The organism is Roseomonas genomospecies 6 (assembly GCF_008365375.1).
In the GTDB taxonomy this organism is placed as follows: Bacteria; Pseudomonadota; Alphaproteobacteria; order Azospirillales; family Azospirillaceae; genus Azospirillum.
Genome location: NZ_QOKW01000017.1, coordinates 55,593 through 81,497, shown reverse-complemented (window position 1 = coordinate 81,497; position 25,905 = coordinate 55,593). Strand labels below are relative to the sequence as shown.

Below are 25,905 nucleotides of genomic sequence, written 5' to 3'. Positions count from 1 at the left end.
ATGCCCATCGATGCGTTGCTGCTGCCGCTGCTCGTGAAGATCGCGGCGGCGGCGCTGGTCGTCGTCGCCGCGTCCGTGGCGGCGGAGAAGGCCGGCCCCTTCTATGGCGGCATGATCACCGCCCTGCCCGTTTCCACCGGCCCGGCCTTCGTGATGCTCGCCATGGAGCATGGCGACCGCTTCGTCGCCGACGCCGCCCTGTCGGGCCTCGTCGGGAACGCGACGATCGTGCTCTATCTGGCGCTTCTGGTGCGGATCGCCCCGCGCTGGGGCATGGTGGCGACGGTGGCCGTCAGTTCGGTCTTCTGGATCGCCGTGGCCTCGACCCTTCGCTCAGCCGTCGATTGGACGCTGCCGCTGGCGGTGCTTTTGACGCTCGCCTGCTACGGGCTGGCGGCCTGGGTGGTGGCCGGCCCCATCCCCGGAGAAGCCAAGGCGACGGTGGCCCGCTCACGCTGGTACGACATCCCGGCCCGCGCCGCCCTGGTCGGCCTTCTGGTCGCCACGGTGACCACGCTCAGCCACAGCATCGGGCCGGCGGCCACGGGAATCGCCGCCGTCTTCCCCATCGCGCTGACCAGCCTGACCGCGATCCTGCACCCGCGGCTGGGCGGCGCCGTGGTGGCCGCGGCGATGCGCAGCGCGCTTCTGACCAACCCCGGCCTCGCCCTGGCGCTGATCACCGCCCATCTGCTCGCCGAGCCCGCCGGACGCACCGTGGCGCTGAGCGTCGCCCTGATGGTGTCGCTGTCCTGGGCGGGCGTCCTGCTGGTCTGGCGGCTGCGCCGTCCCCGGACGGCCTGACCGCCGGAAACGAACCCAGCGACTTCCGCATCACGCTTGGCACATCACGCCCGGCACATCACGCCCGCCTATTCACGAATGTCCTCGTCGGACCGTCCTCGGGACAGAGTTCGAGCCGACAGAAGGATCAAGTCGATGCCCAATCTCAATTTCAACGCGGCGCAGCCTTTCGGAAGCAACGCGTGCGGCGCCTATGCACTGACGGCCGCGCTGAGGGCCATTCCGTCCGTGGCCAACGTTGCTTATCCCATTACGCTTTATCACAGCACCCCCAGGACGAGAATCCTGACGCCATCCATCACCATCGACGGCACCGAGACCGATCACATTCTGGCGAGGAAGATCTACAAGATCACGGGCGATCTCGAAATCATCGGGACATTGGCGAACGGGATGACCGTCACCTACGAGGATGGTCCCGATCTGCAGAATTCGCCGTCCTCCATCGCCTACGTCGCCAGGCAGTTCGGGCTGACGGTCACCGTCAACACCATCGCCAATGCCGTACAGGCGACGGCCGCGGCCTTAGCAGGCGGGCAGCCGGCGAGCATGTCCCAGCAGATCACGAGCGGGCTTCTCGGCGCCTTCACCGACGAGGTGCGCCGCTGCATGCTGAGCGCCACGGTCAACGCCCCCGGAGGCAACGGTACGATCACCGGCGTGGATTATGCCGACCCGCAGCCGAATGAAGTGCACCTGCTCTGCGTGGTGAGGAACGGTGCCATGCATTGGCTGACGCGTGGCGCGAACGGCTTCTATGATCCCGGCACCGGCAACCTCGACAACACCTGGACCATCACCCTCGGTGGCGCGATGACCGGCGGAAACTATGTCTTCACCGGAATCTGGATCGTCCTGAGTTAGGTTCTTCAACCGGTTGGGCGTGAACCGTCCGGTCCAGGCCCGACCGCCCCCTGGCTCGCCCCCTCAGGCCGGGCCGCCCTTCAGGCCGGGCCGCCGAAATCGAATCCGGCGCCCTCCACCGCCTTCTTCACCGCCTCCTCGGCGGCCCCCTCCACCGCCACGGTGCCGGCGGCGAGGTCCACCGTCACGGCGGCGTCCGGCGCCAGCTTTGCGATGGCATTGGTGACGGAACGGGCGCAGCCGCCGCAGGTCATGCCGCCGACCTTGTAGGTGTCAGCCATGGACATCTCCTCGAACAGGGCCGGCGGTCAGCCGCCGGTGTGGTGGGCGCGCACGACGGCGCTGACCGGAACCAGAACGAAGCCACGCTTCTGCACCTCCGGCAACCAGGACGCCAGTGCGTCGATTGTCGCATCGTGCGGGTGGCCGATGGCGATGGCGTAACCCTGGCTGCGCGCCACCTGTTCCGTCTTGGCGAGCTGGCCGCGCACCGCCTTCACGGTCATCTCATTGTCCAGGAAGATGTCGCGCCCGGCATAGGGCATCTGGAGGTCACGCGCGATGGTCAGGCCGGCGCTCTTCGCCGTGGTCCGGCTGTCCAGCCACAACAGGCCGCGCCGCGCGATCTCACCCAGAACGGGCGCCATGGCCGCATGATCGGCGGTGAAGCGGCTGCCCATGTGATTGTTCACCCCGACATAGCCGTCGAAACTGTCCAGCGCCGACTTGGTCCGGCGAAGGATTTCCCCCCGGTCCAGAGACACGCGCAACGCCTGCGGTCCCGGATCGGCGGAGCCCGTAGGCTCCATGGGAAGGTGCAGCATCAGCTCGTGCCCGGCGGCACGGGCGGCGCGGGCCTGGGCCGGCAGTTCCTGGGCGTAGGGCAGCCAGGCCAGCGTCAGCGGTCCCGGCAGCGACACCGTGCGGTTCGAGCGCTTGCGGTCCACTCCCATGTCGTCGATGACGATGGCGATGGCGGGCTTGCCCGGCGGGGCGCGGAAGGGCAGCGCGTTCTTCTTCCACAGCGGCGATCCCGGCGCTGCCTTCGGCGGCTCCAGCGGAGCGACGGGCGGAGGAAGCATCGCCACGACCGGCTTCGGCGTCAGGGCCGGTGGCGGAGGCGGCGCCGGAACCGGAACGGGCGCCGGAGCCTCCGTCACCTGCGGAGTCGGAGTCGGCGCGGGAACGGGCGCGGGAGCGGGTTCGGCCTCGCGCGCCGGGGGTTCCGGCGCAGGCTCCGCAGCCTTGGGAAGGGGCGGCTTGACCGGCGAAACGGCGGGGGCGATGACCGGCGCTTCCCGTTCCACGGCGGCGAACTCCTCAGGCGCGTCGCGCCCGATGATGAAGCGCGCGCCGAGCGCCACGACGAAGACGGCCATGACGCCCGCCAGCGCCAGCAGGATCGGGTTGACGGCGCGCCCCTGCGTCGCCCGGCCGGGCGTGGATGGGGATGGCTTTTGCGATGGCTTCCGTGCCGCCGCCTTCTGGGGCTTGCGCGGCGATTTTTTGGCCATGGGGAGGAATCTCGAACCCTGTTTCTTCCGGTTTGCGCGCAGGGTGGCACCCCGGCCCCGTCCCTGCAACAGCGGAGCGGGGTGGAGGCGTGCGCCGGCTGGGACTATGCTGTGACCCGCCATGCTCCGCACCCTCGCCACCCTGCCGCTTCTCGCCGCCGCAGCGGCCTTCCTCCACGCCGGCCCGGCCCTCGCCAACGAGGTCCGCTGTCCGCCCAGCCTGACCGTCCAGGCCCAGCCGGAGGCGCCCGGCGGCTGGTCGCCCTATCCGGCGAAGGACCAGCACGCGTTCAGCGGCGTCACTCTGGCGGAGGGCGACCGGGCGGAGCGGATGGCCTCCCCCGGCCCGGCGGCGCTGGAGCCGGACCGCAGCCTCCGCCGGGGGCGGTCGGAAACCCGGCAATGGGACTTTCCCGCCGCGCGGCGAAGCAACGTCTTTCTGGTCTGCCGCTACGCCGGGACCGAGGCCACGCTGGCGATCGACCTGCCGCGCACCGTGCGGCGCTGCCAGATCACCGAGGAGACCGACGCGCGGGGAATGATTCTGGAGAAGCCCGCGGCGGCGCCCCAGTTCCTCTGCCGCTGACCGTCTGCCGCCGACCGTCTGCCGATTCGGGGTTCGGACGGGCTGGAAATCCACCGCTTCAACGGCTAGGGTACCCGCCTTGGAACAAGGCCGGAACGGTATTCCGGGCGACAGACCGGAAACGACAGGCCGGAAGGATGCTGGGGCGCCCCATGCTGCTGCTCATCGATAACTACGACAGCTTCACCTACAACCTCGTCCATTACCTGGGCGAACTGGGCGCCGAACTGGACGTCCGCCGCAACGACAGCCTGACGGTGGAGAAGGCCATGGCGCTCCGCCCCGACGGCATCGTCCTGTCGCCCGGCCCCTGCGACCCGGACAAGGCGGGCATCTGCCTGCCGCTGATCGACGCCGCGGCGGCGGCCGGCGTTCCGCTGATGGGCGTGTGCCTGGGCCATCAGGCCATCGGGCAGGCCTTCGGCGGCACGGTGCTGCGCGCCCCGGTGCCGATGCACGGCAAGGTGGACCGCATGTTCCACGAGGGGCGCGGCGTCCTGAAGGGACTGCCCTCCCCGTTCCGGGCCACCCGCTACCACTCGCTGATCGTCGAGCGCTCCACCCTGCCCGCCTGCCTGGAGGTGACCGGCGAGACGGAGGACGGCCTGATCATGGCGCTGTCCCACCGCGAGCTGCCGATCCACGGCGTGCAGTTCCACCCCGAAAGCATCGAGAGCGAGCACGGGCACAAGATCCTGGAGAATTTCCTGAACACCACCCGCCGGCTGGAGACCGCCGCATGAGCACGCCCGCCGCGCCGCACGGCGATCTGACCGACATGAAGGCCATCCTCGCCAAGGTCGCCGCCGGCAACGCCCTGACCGAAGCGGAGGCCTCGCTGGCCTTCGACATCATCATGTCGGGCAACGCCACGCCGTCGCAGATGGGTGGGTTCCTGATGGCGCTGCGCGTGCGCGGCGAGACGGTGGACGAGATCACCGGCGCCGCCCGCGTCATGCGCGCCAAGGCGATCCCGGTGGAGGCGCCCGACGGCACCATCGACACCTGCGGCACCGGCGGCGACGGGTCGGGCACCTACAACATCTCCACCGCCGCCGCGGTCGTCATCGCGGCCTGCGGCGTTCCGGTCGCCAAGCACGGCAACCGCGCCATGTCGTCCAAGTCCGGCGCCGCCGACGTGCTGGGGGCGCTGGGCGTCAATCTCGACTGCGACATGGGGCTGGTGCGCAAGGCGCTGTGGGACGCGCGCATCGGTTTCCTGATGGCGCCGCGCCACCATCTGGCCATGCGCAACGTCGGCCCAACCCGCGTGGAGCTTGGCACCCGCACCATCTTCAACCTTCTGGGTCCGCTGTCCAACCCGGCCAGCGCCAAGCGCCAGCTTCTGGGCGTCTACGCCCGGCAGTGGGTGGAGCCGCTGGCCCATGTGCTGAAACGGCTGGGGTCGGAGGCCGCCTGGATCGTCCACGGCTCCGACGGGCTGGACGAGATCACCACCACCGGTCCGACCACCGTCGCCCAATTGAAGGACGGCGAGGTCACCGTGTTCGAGATCGAGCCGGAACAGGCCGGCATCTTCCGCGCCCGGCCCGAGCATCTGAAGGGCGGCGACGCCCATATGAACGCGGAGGCCATCCGCGCGCTGTTCGACGGGGCGCAGGGCGCCTACCGCGACATCGTTCTGCTGAACGCCGCCGCCGCCCTGCACGTCGCGGGCAAGGCCGGCGACCTGAAGGAGGGCGTGGAGCAGGCCCGCCGCGCCATCGACAGCGGTGCCGCCCGCGCCGTGCTCCAGCGCCTCGTTTCCATCACCAATTCGTCTGCCACCAACGAACCGGTTGCCGCGCCATGAGCGACGTCCTGACCCGCATCTGCGACGACAAGCGCGCGCTCGTCCAAGCCCGCAAGTCCGCCCGCCCGCTGTCCGCGGTGGAGGACGCCGCCCGCGCCGCCGATCCGGCGCGCGGCTTCATCCGCGCCCTGCGCCGCACGGTGGACGAGGGCCGCTACGGCCTGATCGCCGAGATCAAGAAGGCCAGCCCGTCAAAGGGCCTGATCCGTCCGGACTTCAACCCGCCGGCCCTGGCCCGCGCCTACCGCGAGGGCGGCGCCACCTGCCTGTCGGTGCTGACGGACGAGCCCTACTTCCAGGGCTGCGACGATTACCTGCTGGCCGCCCGCGCCGCGGTGGATCTGCCGGTGCTGCGCAAGGATTTCATGGTCGATCCCTACCAGATCGCCGAATCCCGCGCGCTGGGCGCCGACTGCATCCTCATCATCATGGCCGCGCTGAGCGACGCGCAGGCCGCGGAGATCGAGGAGGCCGCCATCGCCTGGGGCCTGGACGTTCTGGTCGAGGTGCACAACCGGGAAGAGCTGGACCGCGCGCTGGCGCTGAAGACTCCACTCCTCGGCGTCAACAACCGGAACCTCAAGACCCTGGCGGTGGACATCGCCACGACGGAGGAACTGGCGGCCCATGTCCCCGCCGACCGGATGCTGGTCGCCGAGAGCGGCCTCTACAGCCCGGCGGACCTGTCGCGCATGGCGGCGGTCGGGGCGCGCTGCTTCCTGGTCGGCGAATCGCTGATGCGGCACGAGGATGTGGCCGCGGCCACCCGCGCCCTGCTCGCCCGAAACCAATCATAAGAAACATCAAACATAAAAGCATAGGGGAGGAGCGACGCCGTGCCGAACGTGACCATTGCCTGCGAAACGCCGCTCCAGGATGAGGTGGTCCGCCTGATCGAAGAGCTGGACCGCTATCTGGGCGACCTCTACCCGGCGGAGAGCAACCATCTGTTGGACCTGCAATCGCTGGCGAAGCCGGACATCCGTTTCTTGGTCGCGCGGCGGTCCGGCACCGTGGTCGGCTGCGGGGCCGTCCGCATCGACGCCGAGGGCGGCTATGGCGAGGTCAAGCGGATGTTCGTCCAGCCGACCGCGCGCGGCGGCCAGATCGGGCGCCGCCTGCTGGAGCGCATCGAGGAGGAGGCCCGCGCCGCGGGACTGTTGCTTCTGCGGCTGGAAACCGGCGTTTACCAGGAGGAAGCCATCGCGCTCTACCGCAAGCAGGGCTTCACCGACCGAGGCCCGTTCGGCCCCTACGGCCCGGACCCGCTGAGCCTGTTCATGGAGAAACCCCTATGACCGACCGGCCCGAAAGCGGCTTCACCCATTTCGACGCCGAAGGCCGCGCGGTGATGGTGGACGTGTCCGGCAAGGCGGACACGGAGCGCACGGCGACCGCCCGCGGCTCCGTCCTCATGCAGCCGGAGACGCTGGCGCTCATCATGCAGGGCGGCGTGAAGAAGGGCGACGTCCTGTCGGTGGCCCGGCTGGCCGGAATCATGGGGGCCAAGCGCACCCCGGACCTTATTCCGCTTTGCCACCCGCTGATGCTGACCTCGGTCAAGGTGGACCTGACCTGCGCCCCCGACCGCAACGCCGTGGACATCACCGCCACCTGCAAGCTGAAGGGCCAGACCGGCGTGGAGATGGAGGCGCTGACCGCCGTGTCGGTCGCCGCCTTGACCGTCTACGACATGTGCAAGGCCGTCGACCGCGGCATGACCATCACCGAGGTCAAGCTGCTCCACAAGGCCGGCGGCAAGAGCGGCGAGTGGGGGAGCGCGTGATGATTTCGGTCGAGGACGCCCGCGCCCGCATCCTCGCCGCCTTCATCGCCCTGCCGGCGGAGACGGTGCCGCTGCCCGACGCGCTGGGCCGCGTTCTGGCGGAGCCCGCCGTCGCCCGCCTGACCCAGCCGCCCTTCGCCGCCGCCGCCATGGACGGCTGGGCCGTCCGCGCCGCCGACGTCGCTCAGGCGTCGGCGGACGCGCCCATCACCTTGCGCCGCATCGGCGAGTCCGCCGCCGGCCACGCCTTCGCCGGAACGGTCGGCACGGGCGAATCCGTGCGCATCTTCACCGGCGCGCCCCTGCCCGCCGGGGCCGACGCCGTGGTGATGCAGGAGGATTGCGAGAACGCCGGGGACCGCGTTCGCGTCGGACGCGCCGTTCCGGCGGGCCGCTTCGTCCGCCCCGCCGGGCTGGACTTCACCGCCGGGGACGAGCTTCTGCCCAAGGGGCGGCTGCTCACCGCGCGCGACGTGGCCCTGGCCGCCTGCGCCAACCTGCCCTGGCTGCGCGTCCACCGCCGCCCGCGGATCGCCGTTCTCGCCACCGGGGACGAGATCGCGCTGCCCGGCGATCCCCTTGGGCCGAGCCAGATCGTCAGTTCCAACGCGCTCGGCCTCTGCGCCCTGGTCGCCAGCCAGGGGGGCATCGCGCACAATCTGGGCGTGGCGAAGGACGATCCGGAGCATCTCGCCGCCATGGCCGCCGGGGCGGCGGGTTGCGACCTGCTGGTGACCACCGGTGGGGCCTCGCAAGGCGAACACGACCATGTGCGCGACGTGCTGGGCGGGCTGTCGCTGGATTTCTACCGCGTCGCCATGAAGCCCGGAAAGCCTTTGATCTTCGGCAAGGCGGGCGGCGTGCCGCTGCTCGGCCTGCCGGGCAACCCCGTGTCCACCGGCGTGACCGCCGTCCTGTTCCTGGTGCCGCTCCTGCGCCGCCTCCAGGGCCTTCCCGCCGAGAGCGGCACGGTGACGGCCCGGCTCGGCGCACCGCTGAGGGCCAACGACGACCGCGCCGATTTCCTGCGGGCCGCGCTGGCGCCCGGTGCCGATGGCCTGCCGGTCGCCACCCCGTTCCCCCGCCAGGACAGCGCGATGATGTCCCGGCTGGCCCGCGCCGACGGATTGATCGTCCGGGAGCCGCAAGCCCCCGCCGCCGCCGCCGGAGACCGCGTGACGGTGATCCCGCTGAACGGTGGCGTTCTTTCTTCGTAGTCCCTTCCGTCTCTGCAAATCCTTTGGGAGTGCTGTCCGCGGATTTGCGATTGATTTCGTCCGTAGGGCTTGACGATCCTCAGGAACCAAACTAGAACATAAAGCAACGTTTTGCTTTTGTTCCATATCCAGTGCGGAACCGGTCGGGAGGCACGAATGCTCACGCGCAAGCAGCATGAACTGCTGCTTTTCATTCACGAGCGGCTCGGACAGGGCGGTGTGTCCCCCTCCTTCGACGAGATGAAGGACGCTCTCAACCTCAAGTCCAAGTCGGGCATCCACCGTCTCATCACCGGGCTGGAGGAGCGCGGCTTCATCCGCCGCCTGCCCCACCGCGCCCGCGCGCTGGAGGTGCTGCGCCTGCCGGAAGGGTTGGAGACGGCCCGCGCCCGCCCGCCGCGCGCCAAGTTCCAGCCCAACGTCATCAAAGGCGACTTCAGCTTCGCGGGGCGGGAGGCGAACCCGGCCTCGGAAACGGTTCAGCTTCCGCTCTACGGCCGCATCGCCGCCGGCACGCCCATCGAGGCTCTGCGCGACAGCTCCGCCTTCGTGGACATCCCGGCGACCATGCTCGGCATGGGCGACCACTACGCGCTGGAAGTGGCTGGCGATTCCATGGTGGAGGCCGGCATTCTCGACCACGACACGGTGATCATCCAGCGCTGCGACGCCGCAGACAACGGTTCCATCGTCGTCGCCCTGGTGGACGACGCGGAGGTCACGCTGAAGCGCCTGCGCCGCAAGGGCAACACCGTGGCGCTCGAACCCGCCAACGCCGCCTACGAGACCCGCATCTTCGGCGCCGACCGCGTGCGGGTGCAGGGCCGTCTGGTCGGGCTGGTGCGGAAGTACTGATCGGAGACGCGCCGGGTTGCGGTTCAGCGCGTCCCGGCCTTTCCGTCCCCGACAACTCCCCCCATGGTCCAGGGGCGGTCGCCGCGCTGCGCACGGACGGTCTCCACCCTGATTCCCCGGTCCGACAGGTACAGCGCCTGCGCCCCCTCCCGACGCAGGCGCCAGCGGTCGATCACCAGCGCCGCCCGGCAACCGCGCGACGGGGCCGCGGTCACCACCGCATCGGCCACGGCGCAATCCTCCGGCAAGGCATCCGGCAGGCGCAGCAAGGCGACGGTCCTGCCCTGCACCCGGTAGAGGCATCCCAGCGCGTCGCAGCGCAGCCGCCCGTCAAGGCTCACCCCGGCGAGGGGCCAGACGTCCTGCCCCGCCCCATTCCCTGGACGCTCCATCCCGTCGCGACGCCTCCAGGTGTCGGCGACCCGCCCCTCGCTGGCGGCGGACAGGCTGAGAATGCCCTCCGCGCTGCGCACGGCCATCAGCGTGCCGTCCTCCGACACCAGAATGTCGGGCCGCTGGGCGAAGACCGGAACCAGCAGGCCGCCCGTCACCGCGGCCAGCCCCAGCCAGCGCCAGCGCCCCGTCCAGATCGCCAGCCACAACCCGCCCAGCGTGACCGCCGCGATGGCCGCGTCCGGCATGGCCGGCAGGATCGCCGTGGCGCCGGGAAGCGCCGCAGTCAGTTTCGCCGTCTCGACGACCAGCCATACACCCCAGCCCATCGCCACCACCGCCGGCCCCTCCAGCCCGAACGGCAGCAGCAGATAGGACATCAGGCTGCAGGGCATGATCCAGACCGACGTGACGGGGATCGCCACCATGTTGGACAGCACGCCGTAGAAGGCCACCTGCTGAAAATGATAGAGCCCATAGGGCGTCGTCGCGACCGTCGCCACGACGCTGGAAAAGGCGATGCCGCCCAGCGTCATGGCGCCCCTGCCGAACCAGCCCAGTTCCCGGCGCTGGCGCACCGCCCAGGGGGTTGCCAGCTCGAAGGCCGCGATAAGGGCGACCACCGCGGCGAAGGACATTTGAAAACTCGGTCCCAGCATTCCTTCCGGGTCGTAGAGGACGGTGACGATCCCCGCGAAGGCGACCAGACGCATGCTGATCGGGGACCGGTCGGCGATCACCGCTCCCATCACCAGCCCGGTCATCAGAACCGACCGCAGCGTCGGCAGCGGAGCCCCCACCAGCAGCGTGTAGAGGATGGCGGACAGGATGCCGCACAGCGCCGCGATCTTCTTGATCGGCCAGCGCAGCGCCATCCAGGGGCTGAGCGCCAGAAGCGCCCGCACCACCCAGAAGACGATCCCCGCGGCGATTCCCACATGCAGGCCGGAAATGGACAGGAGATGCGCCAGACCGCTGTCGCGGAAGGCGTCCATCATCGGCTCCGGAATGGCTGCCGCCTCGCCGTTCAGCAAGGCGGCGGTGACGCTGGCCACCACCGGATCGGCCACGGCGGCGCGCACCCGTTCCGCGATGGCGGCGCGGGCCTGCTCGAAGGCCACCGTCACGCGGCGCCAGCCGCCGGGGGGCGGCGCCTCCTGCGCGGCGGGAGCGCCGATGACGAAGCCGACCGCGCCGAACCCTTCGAAATAGGCGCGCCGCTGCAGGTCGAAAGCGCCCGGCTCCGCCGGGGCGGCCGGAGGGTGGAGCATGGCGCGCAGCCGGACCACCGTCCCGGCCTCGGGCGGCGTCACCTTCGCCGGCAGATGCAGCCGCGCCCGCGCCGGTGTCCCCTCCGGCGGCAGGCGATCCACCGCCAGTTCCCCGATCATCAACCGCGCGCCCGTGGGCTGCCGCTCGACCGCCAGCACCCGCCCGGTCAGTTCCACCGGCCCGAGTTCCCGCGTCAGCATCGGAGCCGCCGCCGCCATGGTGTGAAGCTGCGCGGCGGCGAAGCCCAGCGCCACGCTCAACAACCCCAGCAGGGCGACGACCGGAGCCAGGTTCCGTCGTGCCAGCCACAGCGGCGCCAGAACCCCCGCGACGACGCCCGGCCCCAGCCAGACCGGCGGCTCCGTCGGCAGACCGAAATAGAGCGCCACCCCCGCCCCGGTCCCCACCGGGAACCAGAGCGCCCAACGCTCCCGCTCCGCTGCCATTGTCCCGGCCACGGCGGCGATGAGGCGCGGGGCGAGGCCGCGCCGGAGCGGGCCGGTCCCGCCCCCCTCCTCCGCCGCCATACCCCCGGCTATGCCCTCTTCAATCCCGTGGGCCATACTGTCGCCTATGCGCGCAAGGCAAATGCCTCCAGCGCCGTTAATGTGTTACACCACCGCACCACTGCAGTCGCACCACTGCAGCCGCAACACTGTAGCAGCGCCGAACCCGGAATTGAGCCACCCATGACCGTCGTCACCCGATTCGCCCCCTCGCCCACCGGCTTTCTCCACATCGGCGGCGCCCGCACCGCGCTGTTCAACTGGCTGTACGCCCGTCGCCACGGCGGCACGTACCTGTTGCGCATCGAGGACACCGATCGCCAGCGCTCGACGGACGCCGCGGTGGATGCCATCCTCGACGGGCTGTCCTGGCTTGGACTCGACTGGGACGGCGACGCGGTGAGCCAGTTCGCCCGCAAGGACCGTCACGCGGAGGTGGCCCAGCAGATGCTCGCGGCGGGCCGCGCCTACTATTGCTACGCCAGCCCCGAGGAGCTGGAGGAGATGCGCGCCACCCAGAAGGCCGCAGGCCAACCGGTCCGCTACGACGGGCGCTGGCGCGACCGCGACCCGTCGGAGGCACCCGCCGGGGTGAAGCCGGTCGTCCGCCTGAAGGCCCCGCAGGAGGGCGAGACGGTGCTGAAGGACCATGTCCAGGGCGAGGTGCGGGTGCAGAACGCCCAGCTCGACGACCTGATCCTGCTGCGCGCCGACGGCACCCCGACCTATCTGCTGGCGGTGGTGGTGGACGACCACGACATGGGCGTGACCCACGTCATCCGCGGCGACGATCACCTGACGAACACCTTCCGCCAGATCCAGATCTACAACGCCATGGGCTGGGACCTGCCGGAGTTCGGCCACATCCCGCTGATCCACGGGCCGGACGGCGCCAAGCTGTCGAAGCGCCACGGCGCCCTGGGCGTGGACGCCTACCGCGACATGGGCTACCTGCCGGAGGCGATCCGCAACTACCTGCTGCGCCTGGGCTGGGCGCACGGCGACGACGAGATCATTTCGACCGAGCAGGCGGTGGAGTGGTTCAACCTGGAGGGAATCGGGCGTTCCCCCTCGCGCTTCGATTTCGCCAAGCTGGAGAACCTGAACGCCCACTACATGCGGCAGGCCGACGACGCCCGTCTGGTGGGCCTTGCCGCCCCGAAGCTGGAGGCGGAGCTTGGCCGCGCCCTCACCGAGTCGGAGCGCGACCTTCTGACGCGCGCCATGAACGGGCTGAAGCAGCGCGCCCGCACGGTCGTCGATCTGGCGCAGAGCGCCCGTTTCTACCTCGCTGCGCGCCCGCTGCCGATGGACGAGAAGGCCGCCGCGCTGTTGGACGAGAAGGGGCGCGGCGTCCTGGCCGATCTCGCCACCCGGTTCGAGGCCGAGGCGGATTTCACCGCCGCCGCCCTGGAGGCGCTGGTGCGCGCCTTCGCCGAGGAGCGCGGGGAGAAGCTGGGCAAGGTCGCGCAGCCGCTGCGCGCCGCCCTGACGGGCTCCACCGTGTCGCCGCCGATCTTCGAGGTGGCGGAGCTTCTGGGCCGCGCGGAAACGCTGGCCCGGATGAAGGATGCCGCAGCACGGGGATAACTTCCGTGCGTTGATATCCGCCCGTCATAGAACTATGCTGCGCGCATTCGAAAAGGGCGTTAAGCCCCAACCCTAAAGATAAGGACGTGCCGAGATGACCCAAACCGCGGACAAGGCCGATACCTTCACCCTGATCGACAACCGGACCGGCAAGCAGGTTACCCTGCCCGTGATGCACGGCAGCACCGGTCCGGACGTGATCGACATCCGCAAGCTCTACGCCGAGACCGGTTGTTTCACCTACGATCCGGGTTTCACCTCGACGGGCAGCTGCGAGTCCAAGATCACCTACATCGACGGTGACGAGGGTGTCCTGCTGCACCGCGGTTATGCCATCGACGACCTGGCCGAGCACGCGACCTTCCCGGAGGTCTGCTTCCTCCTCCTCAACAACCACCTGCCGAACGCCGCCGAGAAGGAAGACTTCGAGAACATCCTGCGCCGCCATTCGATGGTGCATGAGCAGCTCACCCGCTTCTACAGCGGTTTCCGCCGCGACGCGCACCCGATGGCGGTTCTCTGCGGCGTGACCGGCGCCCTCTCGGCCTTCTACCACGACTCGACCGACATCGAAGATCCGGTGCAGCGCAAGATCGCGGCCCACCGCCTGATCGCCAAGATCCCGACCATCGCGGCGATGGCCTACAAGTACTCGACCGGTCAGCCGTTCATGTACCCGCGCAACGACCTGTCCTACGCCGAAAACTTCCTCTACATGACCTTCGGCACGCCCTGCGAGCCGTACAAGGTCAACCCGGTCCTGTCCAAGGCCATGGACAAGATCTTCATCCTCCACGCCGACCACGAGCAGAACGCCTCGACCTCGACCGTCCGTCTGGCCGGTTCGTCGGGCGCCAACCCGTTCGCCTGCATCGCCGCCGGCATCGCCTCCCTGTGGGGTCCGGCCCACGGCGGCGCCAACGAGGCCGTGCTGAAGATGCTGGAGGAGATCGGCTCCGTCGATCGCATTCCGGAGATCGTCCGCCGCGCCAAGGACAAGAACGACAACTTCCGCCTGATGGGCTTCGGTCACCGGGTCTACAAGAACTACGACCCGCGCGCCCAGGTCATGCGCAAGACCTGCCACGAAGTGCTGGCCGAGCTGGGCATCAAGGACGAGCCGCTCCTCGACATCGCGATGGAGCTGGAGAAGATCGCCCTCGAGGACCCGTATTTCGTCGAGAAGAAGCTGTACCCGAACGTGGACTTCTACTCGGGCATCATCCTGAAGGCGATGGGCTTCCCGACCAGCATGTTCACCGTGCTGTTCGCCGTGGCCCGCACCGTCGGCTGGATTTCCCAGTGGCGGGAGATGATCGAGGACCCGGTCCAGAAGATCGGCCGTCCGCGTCAGCTCTACACCGGCGAGACCAAGCGGGCGTTCATCCCGCTGGCCGAGCGTGGCTAACCGGCCAACAGCACACATCGGGACGGGTGGCTCCGACGGGGCCGCCCGCAGCCCGGCCGCGTTCATCGTTCCGGCGCGGCGGGCCCGTCTGGGCCTGCCGGCCGCGAACGACAACAAGCCGCCGCTGTCGCGGCGGCTGCGCCGCATCGTCTTCTATGCGGTGATCGTGGCGATGATCGCCGCGGTGGTGCTGGTCTGACGCTTCAGCCCTGGGTGATGGGAATGTGCGGCCCTTCCGCCGCCACGCGCTCCAGCCATGCCCGCACCGCCGGATAGCCCGACAGGTCGAACCCGCCCTCTTCCGCGACATGGGTGTAGGCGTAGAGCGCGATATCGGCGATGCTGAACCGCTCGCCCACGAAAAAGCGTCGCTCCGCCAAATGCCCCTCCATGACGCCCAGCGCGTCGTAGCCGAGCCGGCGCTTGGTCACCAACCCCAGCTTGCGCTCCTCCGTCATCTCCACATGGTGGGTGATCCAGAAACGCACGGTCGCGATGTTCGGCTCGTGGCTGTACTGCTCGAAGAACATCCATTGCAGAACCCGCGCGCGGCCTTCCCGGTCGTCGGGCAGGTAAGGTGTGCCCTCCGCCAGATACCAGAGGATCGCGTTGGATTCGGGCAGATGGCTGCCGTCTTCCAATTGCAGCGTCGGAATGCGCCCGTTCGGATTCCTGGCCAGGAACTCCGGGGTGCGGGTTTCCGCCCGGTCGATGTCGAGTTCCACCCGCTCATAGGGCATGCCGAGCTTGTGCAGAAGCAGCCGGCATTTGTAGCCGTTTCCGGAAGAGAGATTGTCGTAAAGGCGCAGCATCGCAGCGTGTCTCCGCTCCAAATCCATCCGATGGCGGATGTAACCACGAATTTGTGTCAGGCGCCAGCACCACCGTCCCCAGAGGACAGGCCCAACCGCGCCAACCGCGTACGGTCCGCGGCGGCCTCTTCCAGCAGCCAATTCCGGAAGGCGCGAAGCACACCGCGTCCCTTCCCTTCCGCCGGCGCCGTCAGCATATAGCGGTCGCCGCAGGGCACAGCCGGCCCGAAGGGATGGACGAGCCGCCCGGCGTCCAGCGCGTCCAGCACCAGCGACGGTCGCCCCAGCGCAACCCCCTGCCCGGCCATGGCCGCCTGGATGACCATCACCGATTCCGAAAAACTCAAGTTGCGTGCCCCGTCCAGATCAACTCCGGTGGCCGCTCGCCACAGGCTCCAGTCGGGCGACGCCTGATAATGCAGCAACGTGCAGCGGGACAGATCGTCGGGACCAGCCAGCCGCTCCACCACCGACGGCGCGCAGACCGGGAACAGCGTCTCCTCCGACAGAAGCGCTCCTTCGGGGCCGGGATCACCGCCGCGCACATACCGGATCACCGCCCAGCCCGCCTCGGCCTCCGACGCGCGTTCGGTGTTGCCGCCCTCGATGTCCAGGCGCAGTTCCGGCCAGCCGGCCAGGAAGCGTCCCAGCCTGGGCACGAGCCACAACGCCGCCCAGGTTCGCGGCGCCGCCACGCGATGTTCCCTCCCTTGATGACCACCGCCTGCGCGCGGACCTGGAAGCTCTTCTGGAGGACGCGGTGAACAGCGGCGCCTCGGTCGGCTATCGCGCTCCCCTGGCACCCCATTGGAAGCAGGCATTCTGGAATGGGGTGGCAGCGCTCCTGCCCGGCGGCGCCCACCGTCTGTTGGTCGCGCGAGGGCCGGAAGGGGACCTTTTGGGAAGCGTGCAATTGTCACTCTGCACCAAGCCGAACGGCGCGCACCGCGCCGAAGTGCAGAAGCTTCTCGTGTTCACCCGCCATCGGAGAGGAGGCGTGGCCCGGCGGCTGATGGAGGCCCTGGAGGAAACCTCCCGCGGGCTGGGACGGACCCTGCTTGTGCTCGACACGCTGAAGGGCGACTGCGGCGAGCCCTTTTACGAGGCGACGGGCTGGCACCGGGCCGGGCAGATTCCTGGCTACACGATCGAAGCGGACGGTGCCTTTCATGACACCGTCCTCTTCTACAAAACGCTGCGGTGACCGTTACTTCGTCTCGATCAACTCGACCTTGTAGCCGTCCGGGTCCTCGATGAAGGCGATCACGGTGGTGCCGTGTTTCATGGGGCCGGGCGGACGCGGAATCTTCACGCCTTCCTTGGCGAGCTGCTCGCAGGTGGCGTAAATGTCCGGCACGCCCAGCGCGATGTGGCCGTAGGCGGTGCCGATGTCGTAGGGCTGCGCCTGATCCCAGTTGTGGGTCAGTTCGAGGACGGCGGTGTCCTTCTCGTCGCCATAGCCGACGAAGGCCAGCGTGAAGCGCCCGCCTTCATAATCGTTGCGGCGCAGCAGCTTCATCCCGAGCAGACGGGTGTAGAAGTCCAGCGACTTCTCCAGATCATAGACCCGGAGCATCGTGTGCAGCAGGCGGAATTGGCTCATGGTCTCTTCTCCCAAGCGGGTTCTTTTGTTCTGGCGGCGATGCCCAGGACCACGCGGGCGGCGCGCTCGCTGGGCGGCGTTCCGCCCTGGCCCAGCCAGCGCGCGACTTCGGCCACCCCTTCGACCTGCGCCGCGCGGGCGGCGGGATCGTCGAGCAGACGGCCCAGTTCCGAGGCCAGCCGGTCGGGCCGGCAGTCTTCCTGAAGCAGTTCCGGCACCAGCATGCGGTCGAGCATCAGATTGACGAGATTGACGTATTTGACCCGGATCAGCCGCCGGTACAAGGCCACCGTCACCGGATTCAGCCGGTAGGCGATCACCGTCGGCAGACGCGCCAGCGCCAGTTCCAGCGCCACCGTTCCGGACGCCGCCAGCGCGGCCTCCGCCGCCGCGAAGGCGTCATACTTCGGTCCGTCGCCCTCGACGAGAATGGTGCGCAAGGGCCAGCCCGCCACCTCCGCCGCCACGCGGTCACGCACCGTCGCGACGGTCGGGACCACGGCGACCAACCCCGGATGGCTGGGGAGCAACCGCTCCAGCGCCGCGCGGAAGTCCGGCAGCAGACGGGACACCTCCCCCTTCCGGCTGCCCGGCAGAGCGGCGACGATGCGCGCTTCCGGCCCCAGGCCGTGGGCCGCGCGGAATCGCCCGGCATCGCCGTGCCCTGCCCCGCCTTCCACGACCGAATGGCCGACGAAGGTGCAGGCCAACCCTTCCTTCTCGAAATAGGGCGGCTCGAAGGGCAGGATCGCCAGCAGGTGATCGTAGATGGCCGCGTATTTCGCCGCGCGCTTCGGCTTCCAGGCCCAGACGGTGGGCGCCACGTAGTGGACCAGCGGGATGTCCGGCGCCTGCGCCTTCACCCGCTTCGACACGCGGACGGTGAATCCCGGCGAATCGATGCCGACCACCACGTCGGGCCGCAGCCGCTGGATCTCCGCGACCGTCTGGTCGATGCGGCGCAGCAGGTTCGGCAGATGGGGCAGCAGCTCGAACACGCCGAACAGAGTCAGTTCGCCCATCGGGAAAAGGCTTTCCAGCCCTTCCGCGACCATCTTCTCGCCGCCGATGCCGGCGAAGCGCACCCGCCCGCCGGTCAGCCGTTTGCAGGCGGCCATCAGCCGCGCGCCCAGAGCGTCGCCGGACGGCTCCCCGGCAATCAGGAAAATCAGCGGATCGCTCACACCCTTGTCTCCGACGGAACGGCGATGCCGACCACGAACAGGCCCAGCCGGTCGGCGGCTTCCGCCACCGCGGCGCGGTCCACCAGCAGGCTGCCGCCGGCCTCCACCGCGATGCCGCGCAGGCCGGCGCGGGCAGCGTTCTCCACGGTCGTCACCCCCATGGTGGGCAGGTCCAAGCGGCGGTCCTGCTGCGGCTTCTTCACCTTCACCAGCACGCCGCCCGGTCCGGGCCGCGCGATGGCAGCGCAGCGCGCCAGCATCGCGTCGGTGCCCTCGATGGCCTCAACCGCGAGCACAATCCCCTGCTGCACCACCGCTCCCTGCCCGACATCCAGCGCCCCCAGCGCACGGGCGATCTCGACGGCGCGGGCAATGTCGCGCTCCGCCTCCGCATCCGGGCGCAGCCGGCCCACCGGACCCGCCTGTGTCAGAAGCTCCCCAAGAAGTTCGTGAAGCCCAACCACGCGGAACCCCTCCCCTTCCAACTCCCGCGCAACGGAACGCAACAAACCGTCGTCGCCCAGCGCGCGGGTGCCGACCTTGGCGAGGAATTTCGTGGTGTACCAGTCGGGAAGAAGTTCGGTGAAGGAGGGCCGGCGCACCGGGCCGGCGAAGACCAGTTCCCCGACGCCTTCCTGCTTCAGACGGGCGATGATGCTTCCCGCCGCGCCGAAACGACTCCACAGATGGGGAAGCCCTTCAACGGTGGCGGGGTCGGTCTGGCCATCGAAGGCGACGATGAAGACCTCGCGCCCCTGGCCGCGCACAGCGGCGGCGATTCTGGCGGGCAAGGTACCGCCACCCGCCAGAATGCCGAGCTTGGGAAGAGGCTGCGACATGGCCAGGGCTCTCCCAACCAACAGAATGAAGGACGACGAGGGTGCTTGAAAGCCCCTCAGCCCTCGCGCGGCTGGCAGAGCGAGCGCGACGTCCGTGCGAAGGACAGCACGTCAGCGACCAGCGCCTGCTGCCCCATGTCGCGGCCCACCTCCTCCATGCGCTCGGCGAAGGTGCCTTCGTTGCCGAACAGCAGACGGTAGGCGGCGCGCAGAGCGTGGATCTCGTCCTTCTGGAAGCCGCGGCGCTCCAGCCCGACAAGGTTCAGGCCGGCCAGACGCGCCCGGTCACCCATGACGAGGCCGTAGGGGATCACGTCCTTCTCCACACCCGACATCCCACCGATCATGGCGTGAGAGCCGATGCGGACGAACTGGCGGACCGCCGACAGGCCTCCGATGGTCACGAAATCGCCCAGTTCCACATGGCCGGCCAGCGTGGCGTTGTTCGCCAGCACCGCGTGGTTGCCGACGACGCAATCGTGGGCAACGTGCACCCCGACCATGAACAGGCCGTTGTCGCCGACCCGCGTGACCATGCCCCCGCCCTCGGTGCCGGGGCTCATGGTGACATGCTCGCGGATCTGGTTGTTGCGCCCGATGATGAGTTCGGACGGTTCGCCCTTGAACTTCAGATCCTGCGGGCGATGACCGATGGACGCGAAGGGATAGATGACCGTGTCTTCGCCGATGCGGGTGCGGCCATCGACCACCACATGGGAGGTCAGCCGCACGCGGTCGCCCAATTCGACGTCCGGCCCGACGACGCTGAAGGGACCGATGAAAACGTCTTCGCCCAGCTTGGCGGCCGGATCGACGACCGCCGTCGGGTGAATGGAAACGCTCATTTCTCGTCCAGGATCATGGCGGAATAGATGGCTTCGGCGACCAGAACACCGTTGACCTTGGCCTCGCCCTTGAACTTCCACACGTTGGCGCGCTGGCGCTGCTTGCTCACGTGGATGTGGATGGTGTCGCCGGGCGTGACCGGACGGCGGAAACGCGCCTCGTCCACGGTCATGAAATAGACCAGCTTGCCCTCGGACTCCTTGCCCAGCGTGGCGACCACCAGCACGGCGGAGGTTTGGGCCATCGCTTCGATGATGAGGACGCCCGGCATGACGGGTCGGGACGGGAAGTGTCCCTGGAAGTACGGCTCGTTGATGGTGACGTTCTTGACGCCGGTGGCGCTCTCGCCCAGCGTGATGTCGATCACCTTGTCGATCATCAGGATCGGATAGCGATGCGGGATCATTTCCATGATCCGCGTGATGTCGATGTCGGCCATCTTCTTGTTGTCCGCCGTCACATCCATAGTCCGGCCGCCCGCCTTTCAAAGTCCAGGGAAAACGCCCCGCGCCGCGCCGCACGCGACGCAGGGCGAAGCCCCCTTGTGCCCCATTTCCGGGGATTTGGCAATCCCGACGCCGCCAGGCTGCTGCGCACGGAGGGAACCGCCGCGCCATCCCGAAGGAGACGTGGCGGCACCCGTCCTGTGTGCGTTACTGCTTGGGAACGGTCAGCGCGACCTGCGGCAGCTTCTTGTTCACCCGCTCCAGCACCACGTCGGTGACGTCGAGGTGGGTGTCGACCAGAACGAACTGCTGCCGGGCCAGGACCAGATTCGCCCCGCGCTCACGCGCGACGTCGGCCACGATTTCCACCATGTTCTTGTGGACGACCGCCATGGCATCGTTCAGCGCGGTTTCCAGGGCGCGCTTGCGGCTCTGGACCGTCTTCTGGACCTCGCCGACCTGCTTCTCGAAGTCGCGGCGCTTGTTCGCCAGGACGTCCGGAGCCAGCACGGTCTGCTGCTTGCGCAGTTCCTCCTCGGACTTGCGCAGCTTGTCCTCAAGCGACGCGATTTCCTTCTGGTAGGTCTCGCGCAGCGACTCGAAGGACTTCGACACGCCCTTGGAGGCGTTCGATTCCTGCATGATCTTCTGGACGTCGACCACGGCGATGACCGGCGCCTTGAGAGCGTCGGACGGCTTGTCCTGCGCGATCGACGGGGTCGCCATCGCGACCCCCGCCAACACCGCACCGGCGGCGACCAGCGCCCTGAGCTTGCTGAACTGCATGTTAGAACCTGGTTCCAAAGCTGAAACGGAAGATCTCTTTCTTGTCGTAATCTTCCTTGATAATCGGGACCGCAAAGTCAAGGCGGATCGGCCCGAAGGGCGACCGCCAGGACAAGCCGGTGCCGACCGACAGGCGGACCGATTCGTCGTCGGGGACAAGAGGATCGTTGATGTCGACCTTGCCCAGAGTGCCGACGTCGGTGAAGGCGTGGCCCTTCAGCCCGAATTCCTCGGGCAGACCGACGGGGAAGCTCATCTCGACCGAACCGCGGTAATAGCGGGTGCCGCCCAGGGCGTCGCCGGTGCGCAGATCGCGCGGACCGATGCCGGCCGTGTTGAAGCCGCGCAGCGTGTCGCCACCCAGGAAGAAGCGATCGGACAGAGCGATGCCGTCGTCACCGATACCGACGATGTAGCCGACCTCGCCGGTGGCGCTGACGACCCAATTCTCGTCGAACAGCGGCAGGTAATAGCCGGCGCCGAGACGGTTGCGCAGGAAGCGCGCGTCGCCACCCAGGCCCGCGAGATCGTTCGTCAACCGAATGTAATAGCCTTCGGTCGGGCTGAGGCGGCTGTTGCGGCGGTCGTAGGTCAGCTCCTGCCCGATCAGCGAGGTCAGGCGCGCGCCCTTCTGCTCCTGGATGTAGCGGGACGCGCTGGCGGGCACGCTGGTGATGTCGGTGTTCTGGAGCTGGTAATAGACGCGCTGGCGGAGGTTCTCGGTCAGCGGGTAGCCCATCCGGAGCGCCAGACCGGTGCTCTTCTCGTCGAAGGAGCTTTCGTCCTGGTAATCGCGGGTGATGCGGAACAGGTCGAAGCCGGCGGACAGGTCGCGGTCCAGGAAGTAGGGCTCCGTGAAGGAGACGTCGTACTCCTGGCGGCTGCCCGACACGGTGGCGCCAAAGCGCAGGTCCTGGCCGCGGCCGAGCAGGTTGCGCTCGCGGATCGAGAAGTCGGCCAGCGGACCGTCGGACGTCGAATAGCCGGCACCGATGGAGATTTCACCGGTGGACTGCTCCGTCACCTCCACATTCATCACGGTGCGATCGGGCGCCGACCCTTCCGCAGTGGTGATGTTGACGCGCTCGAAATAGCCCAAGTCCTTGATGCGCTGCTCGGAGCGGCGCAGCTTGGTCGTGCTGAACGGGTCGCCTTCGGACAGCAGCATCTCACGCCGGACCACCTTGTCCAGCGTGCGGATGTTGCCGGTCACGTCGATGCGCTCCACGAAAACGCGCGGCCCTTCGACGATGTCATAAGTGATGTCGATGGTCTGGTTTTCGCGGTTGCGCGAAATGCGCGGGCGAACATCGACGAAGGCGTATTGCAGGTCGCCGACCGCGTTGGTCAGCTTGGTGATGGTGTTCTCCACCTCCTGGGCGTTGTACCAGTCACCTTCGCGTGTGCTCAGCACACCGCGGAGCTGCTCGGGGTCCAGCGCCTTCAGGGTGGTATTGATGCCCATCTTGCCGAACTTGTACCGCTCGCCTTCGTCAACCGTGAAGGTGATGACGAAGTCTTCGCGGTCGGGAGTCAGCTCCGCCACGGCGGAGACGACGCGGAAGTCGGCGTAGCCTTCCTTCAGGTAATAGCGGCGCAGCAGGTCACGGTCGTAGTTCAGACGATCCGGATCGTAGTTGTCGTCCGACGTCATGAAGCGCCACCAGGCGGATTCCCGCGTCTGGATCGCCTCGCGCAGCGTCCCGTCGGAGAACTTCTCGTTCCCGATGAAGGTGATGCCGCGCACGCCGGTGCGCACGCCCTCGTTGATCTCGAACACCAGATCGACGCGGTTCTGGTCGAGCTGGATGATCTTCGGCTCGACGGTCGCGGCGAAGCGGCCCTGGCGCCGATAGATGTCCAGAATGCGCTGAACGTCGCTCTGCACGCGGGTGCGGGTGTAGACGACGCGGGGGCGAAGCTGGATTTCCTTCTCCAGATTCTCCTTCTCGATGCGCCGGTTCCCCTCGAAGGCGATGCGATTGATGATCGGATTTTCCGCCACCTGCACCACCAGCACGTCGCCGTCGCGCTTCAGCACCACGTCGGCGAACAGACCCGTGTTGAACAGGGCCTTCAGCGACTGGTCGATCCGGTCCGGATCGAAGGGATCGCCGGGCGCGACCGCAAGATAGGAGCGGACGGTCGTCGGCTCGATGCGCTGGACGCCCTCCACCCGGATGTCCCGGATGGCGCCGCCCGAGAACATCTGCGCAACCAGCGTTCCATCGCCGAAAGCGGCCGATTTCGGCGCGCCGGAATTCGGCACACCGGCCTGGGCCCAGGCCGCGCTGGAAAGGGCAAGAGAAACCGTCGTCATGGCGCAACCGGCCATCAGGCCGAACGCCAGAACCCTGCTCGACACCCGCAAAGCTCGCTCCCTGGCTTTGGGGGCATCCGTCAGGATATCAGCCCCCGAAAGAAATCCACCACGCGCAGCTGAACGAGGTCGTTCCACGTGGCGAAAACCATGAGCGTTAATACCAAAGCAAGGCCGATGCGGAAACCGTATTCTTGCGCTCTAGGTCCGAGAGGACGCCCCCGCAGCCCTTCCAGCGCATAAAACATCAAATGTCCACCGTCAAGCAGCGGGACCGGGAACAGATTGATGAGGCCGAGGTTGACCGACAGGAAGGTCATGAACCAGATGAGCGGGTACCAGCCGGACTGGGCGACCTCTCCGGACATCTGGGCGATGCGCAGCGGACCGCCCAGCTCCTCCGTCCCGCGCGACCCCTCGACCATCTGGCCAAGCGCCACGAAAGTGCCGGAAATCATGCCGACGACCTCACGGCCCGCCTGCCACATGGCCGTCAACGGGTCGTGCCGCTTCGTCTCCGCCCCGCCGCGCATGATGCCGAGCTGGCCGATGCGGTGGGTGTTGCCGAGTCGGTCGGTGACCTCCCGCACGTCCGGAGTCGCCGTCAGATTGACCGTGCGCCCGTCGCGCTGAACCACCATCTCCAGCGCCGCGCCTGGCTGCATGGACACGATCTGCCGGATTTCCTCGAATCGCTGGATGCCGCTGCCGTTGATGGAGACGATCAGGTCGCCCGGCTGAAGCCCGGCGCGCTCCGCAGCACTGCCCGGCTGCACGCCGCCGACGTCCGGCGGGGTGAAGGACTGGCCGGCGGTGGCGAAGAGGATGGTCAGGGCGACGATGGCGAAGAGGAAATTCGCGATGGGTCCCGCCGCCACGATGGCGGCCCGCTGGCCGAGCCGCTTGTGGTGGAAGGACACCTCCCTCTCCGCCGCGGACATGCTCTGCGTGTGGGCGCCGGGCGTGCTGGCCGGATCGGCGTCGCCGAACATCTTCACATAGCCGCCAAGCGGGATGGCGCTGAATTTCCAGCGCGTTCCGGAACGGTCGGTCCAGCCGAACAGCTCCGGCCCGAAGCCGATGGAGAAGACCTCGATGCGCACGCCGTTGCGGCGCGCCACGAGGTAGTGACCGAGTTCGTGCACAAACACGAGCACGGTGAGGACCAGCAGAAAAGAGAGAAGCGTGGTCCCGAAGCCGCCCATGACGTCCATCACATCCTTCGCATTCCGGCGCGGCCCGACGACGGCCCCCGTCCGGAAAAAGACTCAGCGTCCCAGCGCCGAAACTCGATCCGCCGCGGCCCGGCGCGCCTCGGAGTCGGTGCCGCGCACCTCCTCCAGGTCGCGAAGCGGCCGGTGCGGCAGCGCCCCCAGAACCTCCTCGACGATCCGTTCGATGTCGAGAAAGCCGATCCGGCGGTCGAGAAACGCCTGCACGGCCACCTCGTTGGCGGCACTGAGAATAGTAGGAGCGCCCCCCCCGCTTTGCAAGGCGGCCCGGGCCAGCCGCAGGGCCGGGAAACGCACGGGGTCCGGCGCCTCGAAGGTCAGGGTTGCGGCCCTCACGAGGTCCAGCCGTTCCGCGGGCGTGGGGATGCGCGCCGGCCAGCCGAGCGCGTAGGCGATGGGCGTGCGCATGTCCGGCGTGCCGAGCTGCGCCAGGACGGAGCCGTCCACATATTCGACCAGCGAGTGCACGACCGACTGGGGGTGGACCAGCACGTCGATTTTCTCTTCGGGAACGCCGAAGAGGAAATGCGCCTCGATGATCTCCAGCCCCTTGTTCATCATGGTCGCGCTGTCGATGGAGATCTTGGCGCCCATGTCCCAGGTCGGATGGGCCACCGCCTGCTCCCGCGTGGCTGCCGCCATGAAGGCGCGGTCCCGCGTTCGGAACGGACCGCCGGAGGCGGTCAGGATCAGGCGCCGGACGCTGTCCAGCCGGTTGAAATCGAAGACCTGGTAGATGGCGGAATGCTCGCTGTCCACCGGAAGCAGCGTGGCGCCGTGGCGGCGCACCTCCTCCATCATCAGGGCGCCGGCGCAGACCAGCACCTCCTTGTTGGCGAAGGCGACGCAGGCGCCGCGGCGGACGGCGGCCAGGGTCGGCTCCAGGCCGGCGGCGCCAACGATGGCGGCCATGACCCAGTCGGCGGGCCGCTCCGCCGCCTCGGCCACGGCCTGCGGCCCGGCGGCGGCCTCGACGCCGGTGCCGGCCAGTGCCTCCTTGAGGTCGGCGTAGGCGGCGGGGTCGGCGACCACGGCCAGCTTCGGACGGAGCTGCCGCGCCTGCTCGGCCAAAAGGGCGACGTTGCGGTTGGCGGTCAGCGACTCCACCGGGAAGCGCTCCGGATCGCGGGCGACGAGATCGACCGTCTGCGTGCCGACCGACCCGGTCGAACCGAGAATCGTCACGCGGCGCGGCGCGTCCGCCGCCCCTTCAGCCTTCACAACCATAC

Annotated in this window: 28 protein-coding genes; 14 read left to right on the top strand and 14 right to left on the bottom strand. The window is 68.6% G+C overall.

Features of this window, described 5'->3' with window-relative positions:
• Together DS843_RS20190 and DS843_RS20185 are read left to right on the top strand one after the other, a co-directional pair.
• Positions 1–804 carry a hypothetical protein gene (locus DS843_RS20190; RefSeq protein WP_149470629.1) on the top strand — a complete coding sequence of 268 codons (804 nt, stop codon included), beginning with the start codon at positions 1–3 and terminating at the stop codon, positions 802–804.
• A 135-nt stretch (positions 805–939) separates the two neighbouring features.
• Positions 940–1,668, top strand: coding sequence for a T3SS effector IpaJ family cysteine protease (locus tag DS843_RS20185; protein WP_149470628.1), 729 nt, complete (start codon positions 940–942; stop codon positions 1,666–1,668).
• An 80-nt stretch (positions 1,669–1,748) separates the two neighbouring features.
• On the opposite strand, the gene DS843_RS20180 is transcribed toward DS843_RS20185, so the two are convergent.
• Together DS843_RS20180 and DS843_RS20175 are read right to left on the bottom strand one after the other, a co-directional pair.
• Positions 1,749–1,949 carry a heavy-metal-associated domain-containing protein gene (locus DS843_RS20180; RefSeq protein ID WP_149470627.1) on the bottom strand — a complete coding sequence of 67 codons (201 nt, stop codon included), beginning with the start codon at positions 1,947–1,949 and terminating at the stop codon, positions 1,749–1,751.
• Between the two features lie 27 nt (positions 1,950–1,976).
• Positions 1,977–3,182 (bottom strand): divergent polysaccharide deacetylase family protein, encoded by a 1,206-nt coding sequence (locus DS843_RS20175; protein ID WP_286192205.1) that lies wholly within the window; start codon positions 3,180–3,182, stop codon positions 1,977–1,979.
• A 121-nt stretch (positions 3,183–3,303) separates the two neighbouring features.
• Between DS843_RS20175 and DS843_RS20170 the strand changes: the two genes are divergently transcribed.
• The 8 genes from DS843_RS20170 to lexA all read left to right on the top strand — a co-directional run bounded on the left by DS843_RS20170 (position 3,304) and on the right by lexA (position 9,439).
• Positions 3,304–3,768, top strand: coding sequence for an STY0301 family protein (locus DS843_RS20170; RefSeq protein WP_149470626.1), 465 nt, complete (start codon positions 3,304–3,306; stop codon positions 3,766–3,768).
• Positions 3,769–3,920: 152 nt separating this feature from the next.
• Positions 3,921–4,511 (top strand): anthranilate synthase component II, encoded by a 591-nt coding sequence (locus tag DS843_RS20165; protein ID WP_149470625.1) that lies wholly within the window; start codon positions 3,921–3,923, stop codon positions 4,509–4,511.
• Positions 4,508–5,581: an anthranilate phosphoribosyltransferase gene (gene trpD, locus DS843_RS20160; RefSeq protein WP_149470624.1), complete on the top strand. Its 1,074-nt coding sequence runs from the start codon at positions 4,508–4,510 to the stop codon at positions 5,579–5,581. The genes DS843_RS20165 and trpD overlap by 4 nt, the downstream gene beginning before the upstream one ends.
• Positions 5,578–6,378, top strand: coding sequence for an indole-3-glycerol phosphate synthase TrpC (gene trpC, locus DS843_RS20155; RefSeq protein ID WP_149470623.1), 801 nt, complete (start codon positions 5,578–5,580; stop codon positions 6,376–6,378). The genes trpD and trpC overlap by 4 nt, the downstream gene beginning before the upstream one ends.
• Before the next feature lie 39 nt (positions 6,379–6,417).
• Entirely contained in the window at positions 6,418–6,879 is a 462-nt protein-coding gene (locus tag DS843_RS20150) for a GNAT family N-acetyltransferase (RefSeq protein ID WP_149470622.1), read from the top strand.
• A complete protein-coding gene (gene moaC / locus DS843_RS20145; protein ID WP_149470621.1) occupies positions 6,876–7,367 on the top strand; it encodes a cyclic pyranopterin monophosphate synthase MoaC in 492 nt (163 codons plus the stop codon). The genes DS843_RS20150 and moaC overlap by 4 nt, the downstream gene beginning before the upstream one ends.
• A complete protein-coding gene (locus DS843_RS20140) occupies positions 7,367–8,584 on the top strand; it encodes a molybdopterin molybdotransferase MoeA (RefSeq protein WP_149470620.1) in 1,218 nt (405 codons plus the stop codon). The genes moaC and DS843_RS20140 overlap by 1 nt, the downstream gene beginning before the upstream one ends.
• Positions 8,585–8,740: 156 nt before the next feature.
• Entirely contained in the window at positions 8,741–9,439 is a 699-nt protein-coding gene (gene lexA / locus DS843_RS20135) for a transcriptional repressor LexA (RefSeq protein ID WP_149470619.1), read from the top strand.
• Between the two features lie 23 nt (positions 9,440–9,462).
• Here lexA and DS843_RS20130 read toward each other — a convergent pair whose 3' ends face one another.
• Positions 9,463–11,667 carry a ComEC/Rec2 family competence protein gene (locus tag DS843_RS20130; RefSeq protein WP_286192204.1) on the bottom strand — a complete coding sequence of 735 codons (2,205 nt, stop codon included), beginning with the start codon at positions 11,665–11,667 and terminating at the stop codon, positions 9,463–9,465.
• Between the two features lie 126 nt (positions 11,668–11,793).
• Between DS843_RS20130 and gltX the strand changes: the two genes are divergently transcribed.
• The 3 genes from gltX (at position 11,794) to DS843_RS20115 (ending at position 14,807) form a co-directional block, all read left to right on the top strand.
• Complete coding sequence (gene gltX, locus DS843_RS20125; protein WP_149470618.1) at positions 11,794–13,200, top strand: glutamate--tRNA ligase; 1,407 nt, start codon at positions 11,794–11,796, stop codon at positions 13,198–13,200.
• A 94-nt stretch (positions 13,201–13,294) separates the two neighbouring features.
• Complete coding sequence (gltA, locus tag DS843_RS20120) at positions 13,295–14,608, top strand: citrate synthase (protein ID WP_149470617.1); 1,314 nt, start codon at positions 13,295–13,297, stop codon at positions 14,606–14,608.
• On the top strand, positions 14,601–14,807 hold the full coding sequence (locus DS843_RS20115; protein WP_149470616.1) for a hypothetical protein: 207 nt from the start codon (positions 14,601–14,603) through the stop codon (positions 14,805–14,807). Before gltA ends, DS843_RS20115 begins: the two co-directional genes overlap by 8 nt.
• A 4-nt stretch (positions 14,808–14,811) precedes the next feature.
• On the opposite strand, the gene DS843_RS20110 is transcribed toward DS843_RS20115, so the two are convergent.
• On the bottom strand, positions 14,812–15,420 hold the full coding sequence (locus DS843_RS20110) for a glutathione S-transferase family protein (RefSeq protein ID WP_149470615.1): 609 nt from the start codon (positions 15,418–15,420) through the stop codon (positions 14,812–14,814).
• A gap of 56 nt (positions 15,421–15,476) precedes the next feature.
• Entirely contained in the window at positions 15,477–16,241 is a 765-nt protein-coding gene (locus tag DS843_RS20105; RefSeq protein ID WP_149470614.1) for a LysR substrate-binding domain-containing protein, read from the bottom strand.
• On the opposite strand from DS843_RS20105, the gene DS843_RS20100 reads away from it, so the two are divergent.
• Complete coding sequence (locus DS843_RS20100; protein ID WP_167525376.1) at positions 16,181–16,624, top strand: GNAT family N-acetyltransferase; 444 nt, start codon at positions 16,181–16,183, stop codon at positions 16,622–16,624. The genes DS843_RS20105 and DS843_RS20100 overlap by 61 nt on opposite strands.
• A 3-nt stretch (positions 16,625–16,627) precedes the next feature.
• Here DS843_RS20100 and gloA read toward each other — a convergent pair whose 3' ends face one another.
• The 9 genes from gloA to DS843_RS20055 form a co-directional block, all read right to left on the bottom strand.
• Positions 16,628–17,023: a lactoylglutathione lyase gene (gene gloA / locus DS843_RS20095; RefSeq protein ID WP_149470613.1), complete on the bottom strand. Its 396-nt coding sequence runs from the start codon at positions 17,021–17,023 to the stop codon at positions 16,628–16,630.
• Positions 17,020–18,207: a lipid-A-disaccharide synthase gene (gene lpxB / locus DS843_RS20090; RefSeq protein WP_149470612.1), complete on the bottom strand. Its 1,188-nt coding sequence runs from the start codon at positions 18,205–18,207 to the stop codon at positions 17,020–17,022. Before lpxB ends, gloA begins: the two co-directional genes overlap by 4 nt.
• The gene (locus DS843_RS20085) at positions 18,204–19,046 is read right to left on the bottom strand and encodes an LpxI family protein (RefSeq protein WP_149470611.1); all 843 of its coding nucleotides are present in this window, start codon (positions 19,044–19,046) and stop codon (positions 18,204–18,206) included. The genes lpxB and DS843_RS20085 overlap by 4 nt, the downstream gene beginning before the upstream one ends.
• A 56-nt stretch (positions 19,047–19,102) precedes the next feature.
• A complete protein-coding gene (lpxA, locus tag DS843_RS20080; RefSeq protein WP_149470610.1) occupies positions 19,103–19,891 on the bottom strand; it encodes an acyl-ACP--UDP-N-acetylglucosamine O-acyltransferase in 789 nt (262 codons plus the stop codon).
• Positions 19,888–20,358 carry a 3-hydroxyacyl-ACP dehydratase FabZ gene (fabZ, locus tag DS843_RS20075; RefSeq protein WP_149470609.1) on the bottom strand — a complete coding sequence of 157 codons (471 nt, stop codon included), beginning with the start codon at positions 20,356–20,358 and terminating at the stop codon, positions 19,888–19,890. The genes lpxA and fabZ overlap by 4 nt, the downstream gene beginning before the upstream one ends.
• 187 nt (positions 20,359–20,545) lie before the next feature.
• Positions 20,546–21,124, bottom strand: a complete 579-nt coding sequence (locus tag DS843_RS20070; RefSeq protein ID WP_149470608.1) for an OmpH/Skp family outer membrane protein — start codon at positions 21,122–21,124, stop codon at positions 20,546–20,548.
• A gap of 1 nt (position 21,125) precedes the next feature.
• Positions 21,126–23,489: an outer membrane protein assembly factor BamA gene (gene bamA, locus DS843_RS20065; RefSeq protein ID WP_286192203.1), complete on the bottom strand. Its 2,364-nt coding sequence runs from the start codon at positions 23,487–23,489 to the stop codon at positions 21,126–21,128.
• 35 nt (positions 23,490–23,524) lie between these two features.
• Positions 23,525–24,658: an RIP metalloprotease RseP gene (gene rseP, locus DS843_RS20060; protein WP_149470606.1), complete on the bottom strand. Its 1,134-nt coding sequence runs from the start codon at positions 24,656–24,658 to the stop codon at positions 23,525–23,527.
• 54 nt (positions 24,659–24,712) lie between these two features.
• Entirely contained in the window at positions 24,713–25,903 is a 1,191-nt protein-coding gene (locus DS843_RS20055; RefSeq protein WP_149470605.1) for a 1-deoxy-D-xylulose-5-phosphate reductoisomerase, read from the bottom strand.
• Positions 25,904–25,905 lie beyond the last annotated feature (2 nt).

What these genes read in the sequence shown, in the direction of transcription:
- DS843_RS20190 (WP_149470629.1), top strand. Translation starts at nt 1, where the DNA reads ATGCCCATCGATGCGTTGCTGCTGCCGCTGCTCGTGAAGATCGCGGCG.
- DS843_RS20130 (WP_286192204.1), bottom strand. Translation starts at nt 11,667, where the DNA reads ATGGCCCACGGGATTGAAGAGGGCATAGCCGGGGGTATGGCGGCGGAG.
- gltX (WP_149470618.1), top strand. Translation starts at nt 11,794, where the DNA reads ATGACCGTCGTCACCCGATTCGCCCCCTCGCCCACCGGCTTTCTCCAC.
- trpD (WP_149470624.1), top strand. Translation starts at nt 4,508, where the DNA reads ATGAGCACGCCCGCCGCGCCGCACGGCGATCTGACCGACATGAAGGCC.
- DS843_RS20085 (WP_149470611.1), bottom strand. Translation starts at nt 19,046, where the DNA reads ATGTCGCAGCCTCTTCCCAAGCTCGGCATTCTGGCGGGTGGCGGTACC.
- moaC (WP_149470621.1), top strand. Translation starts at nt 6,876, where the DNA reads ATGACCGACCGGCCCGAAAGCGGCTTCACCCATTTCGACGCCGAAGGC.
- lexA (WP_149470619.1), top strand. Translation starts at nt 8,741, where the DNA reads ATGCTCACGCGCAAGCAGCATGAACTGCTGCTTTTCATTCACGAGCGG.
- DS843_RS20185 (WP_149470628.1), top strand. Translation starts at nt 940, where the DNA reads ATGCCCAATCTCAATTTCAACGCGGCGCAGCCTTTCGGAAGCAACGCG.
- DS843_RS20165 (WP_149470625.1), top strand. Translation starts at nt 3,921, where the DNA reads ATGCTGCTGCTCATCGATAACTACGACAGCTTCACCTACAACCTCGTC.
- DS843_RS20070 (WP_149470608.1), bottom strand. Translation starts at nt 21,124, where the DNA reads ATGCAGTTCAGCAAGCTCAGGGCGCTGGTCGCCGCCGGTGCGGTGTTG.
- fabZ (WP_149470609.1), bottom strand. Translation starts at nt 20,358, where the DNA reads ATGGATGTGACGGCGGACAACAAGAAGATGGCCGACATCGACATCACG.
- DS843_RS20175 (WP_286192205.1), bottom strand. Translation starts at nt 3,182, where the DNA reads ATGGCCAAAAAATCGCCGCGCAAGCCCCAGAAGGCGGCGGCACGGAAG.
- trpC (WP_149470623.1), top strand. Translation starts at nt 5,578, where the DNA reads ATGAGCGACGTCCTGACCCGCATCTGCGACGACAAGCGCGCGCTCGTC.
- lpxA (WP_149470610.1), bottom strand. Translation starts at nt 19,891, where the DNA reads ATGAGCGTTTCCATTCACCCGACGGCGGTCGTCGATCCGGCCGCCAAG.
- DS843_RS20140 (WP_149470620.1), top strand. Translation starts at nt 7,367, where the DNA reads ATGATTTCGGTCGAGGACGCCCGCGCCCGCATCCTCGCCGCCTTCATC.
- DS843_RS20055 (WP_149470605.1), bottom strand. Translation starts at nt 25,903, where the DNA reads ATGGTTGTGAAGGCTGAAGGGGCGGCGGACGCGCCGCGCCGCGTGACG.
- DS843_RS20170 (WP_149470626.1), top strand. Translation starts at nt 3,304, where the DNA reads ATGCTCCGCACCCTCGCCACCCTGCCGCTTCTCGCCGCCGCAGCGGCC.
- DS843_RS20110 (WP_149470615.1), bottom strand. Translation starts at nt 15,420, where the DNA reads ATGCTGCGCCTTTACGACAATCTCTCTTCCGGAAACGGCTACAAATGC.
- gloA (WP_149470613.1), bottom strand. Translation starts at nt 17,023, where the DNA reads ATGAGCCAATTCCGCCTGCTGCACACGATGCTCCGGGTCTATGATCTG.
- gltA (WP_149470617.1), top strand. Translation starts at nt 13,295, where the DNA reads ATGACCCAAACCGCGGACAAGGCCGATACCTTCACCCTGATCGACAAC.
- DS843_RS20180 (WP_149470627.1), bottom strand. Translation starts at nt 1,949, where the DNA reads ATGGCTGACACCTACAAGGTCGGCGGCATGACCTGCGGCGGCTGCGCC.
- DS843_RS20105 (WP_149470614.1), bottom strand. Translation starts at nt 16,241, where the DNA reads ATGCCTGCTTCCAATGGGGTGCCAGGGGAGCGCGATAGCCGACCGAGG.
- rseP (WP_149470606.1), bottom strand. Translation starts at nt 24,658, where the DNA reads ATGGACGTCATGGGCGGCTTCGGGACCACGCTTCTCTCTTTTCTGCTG.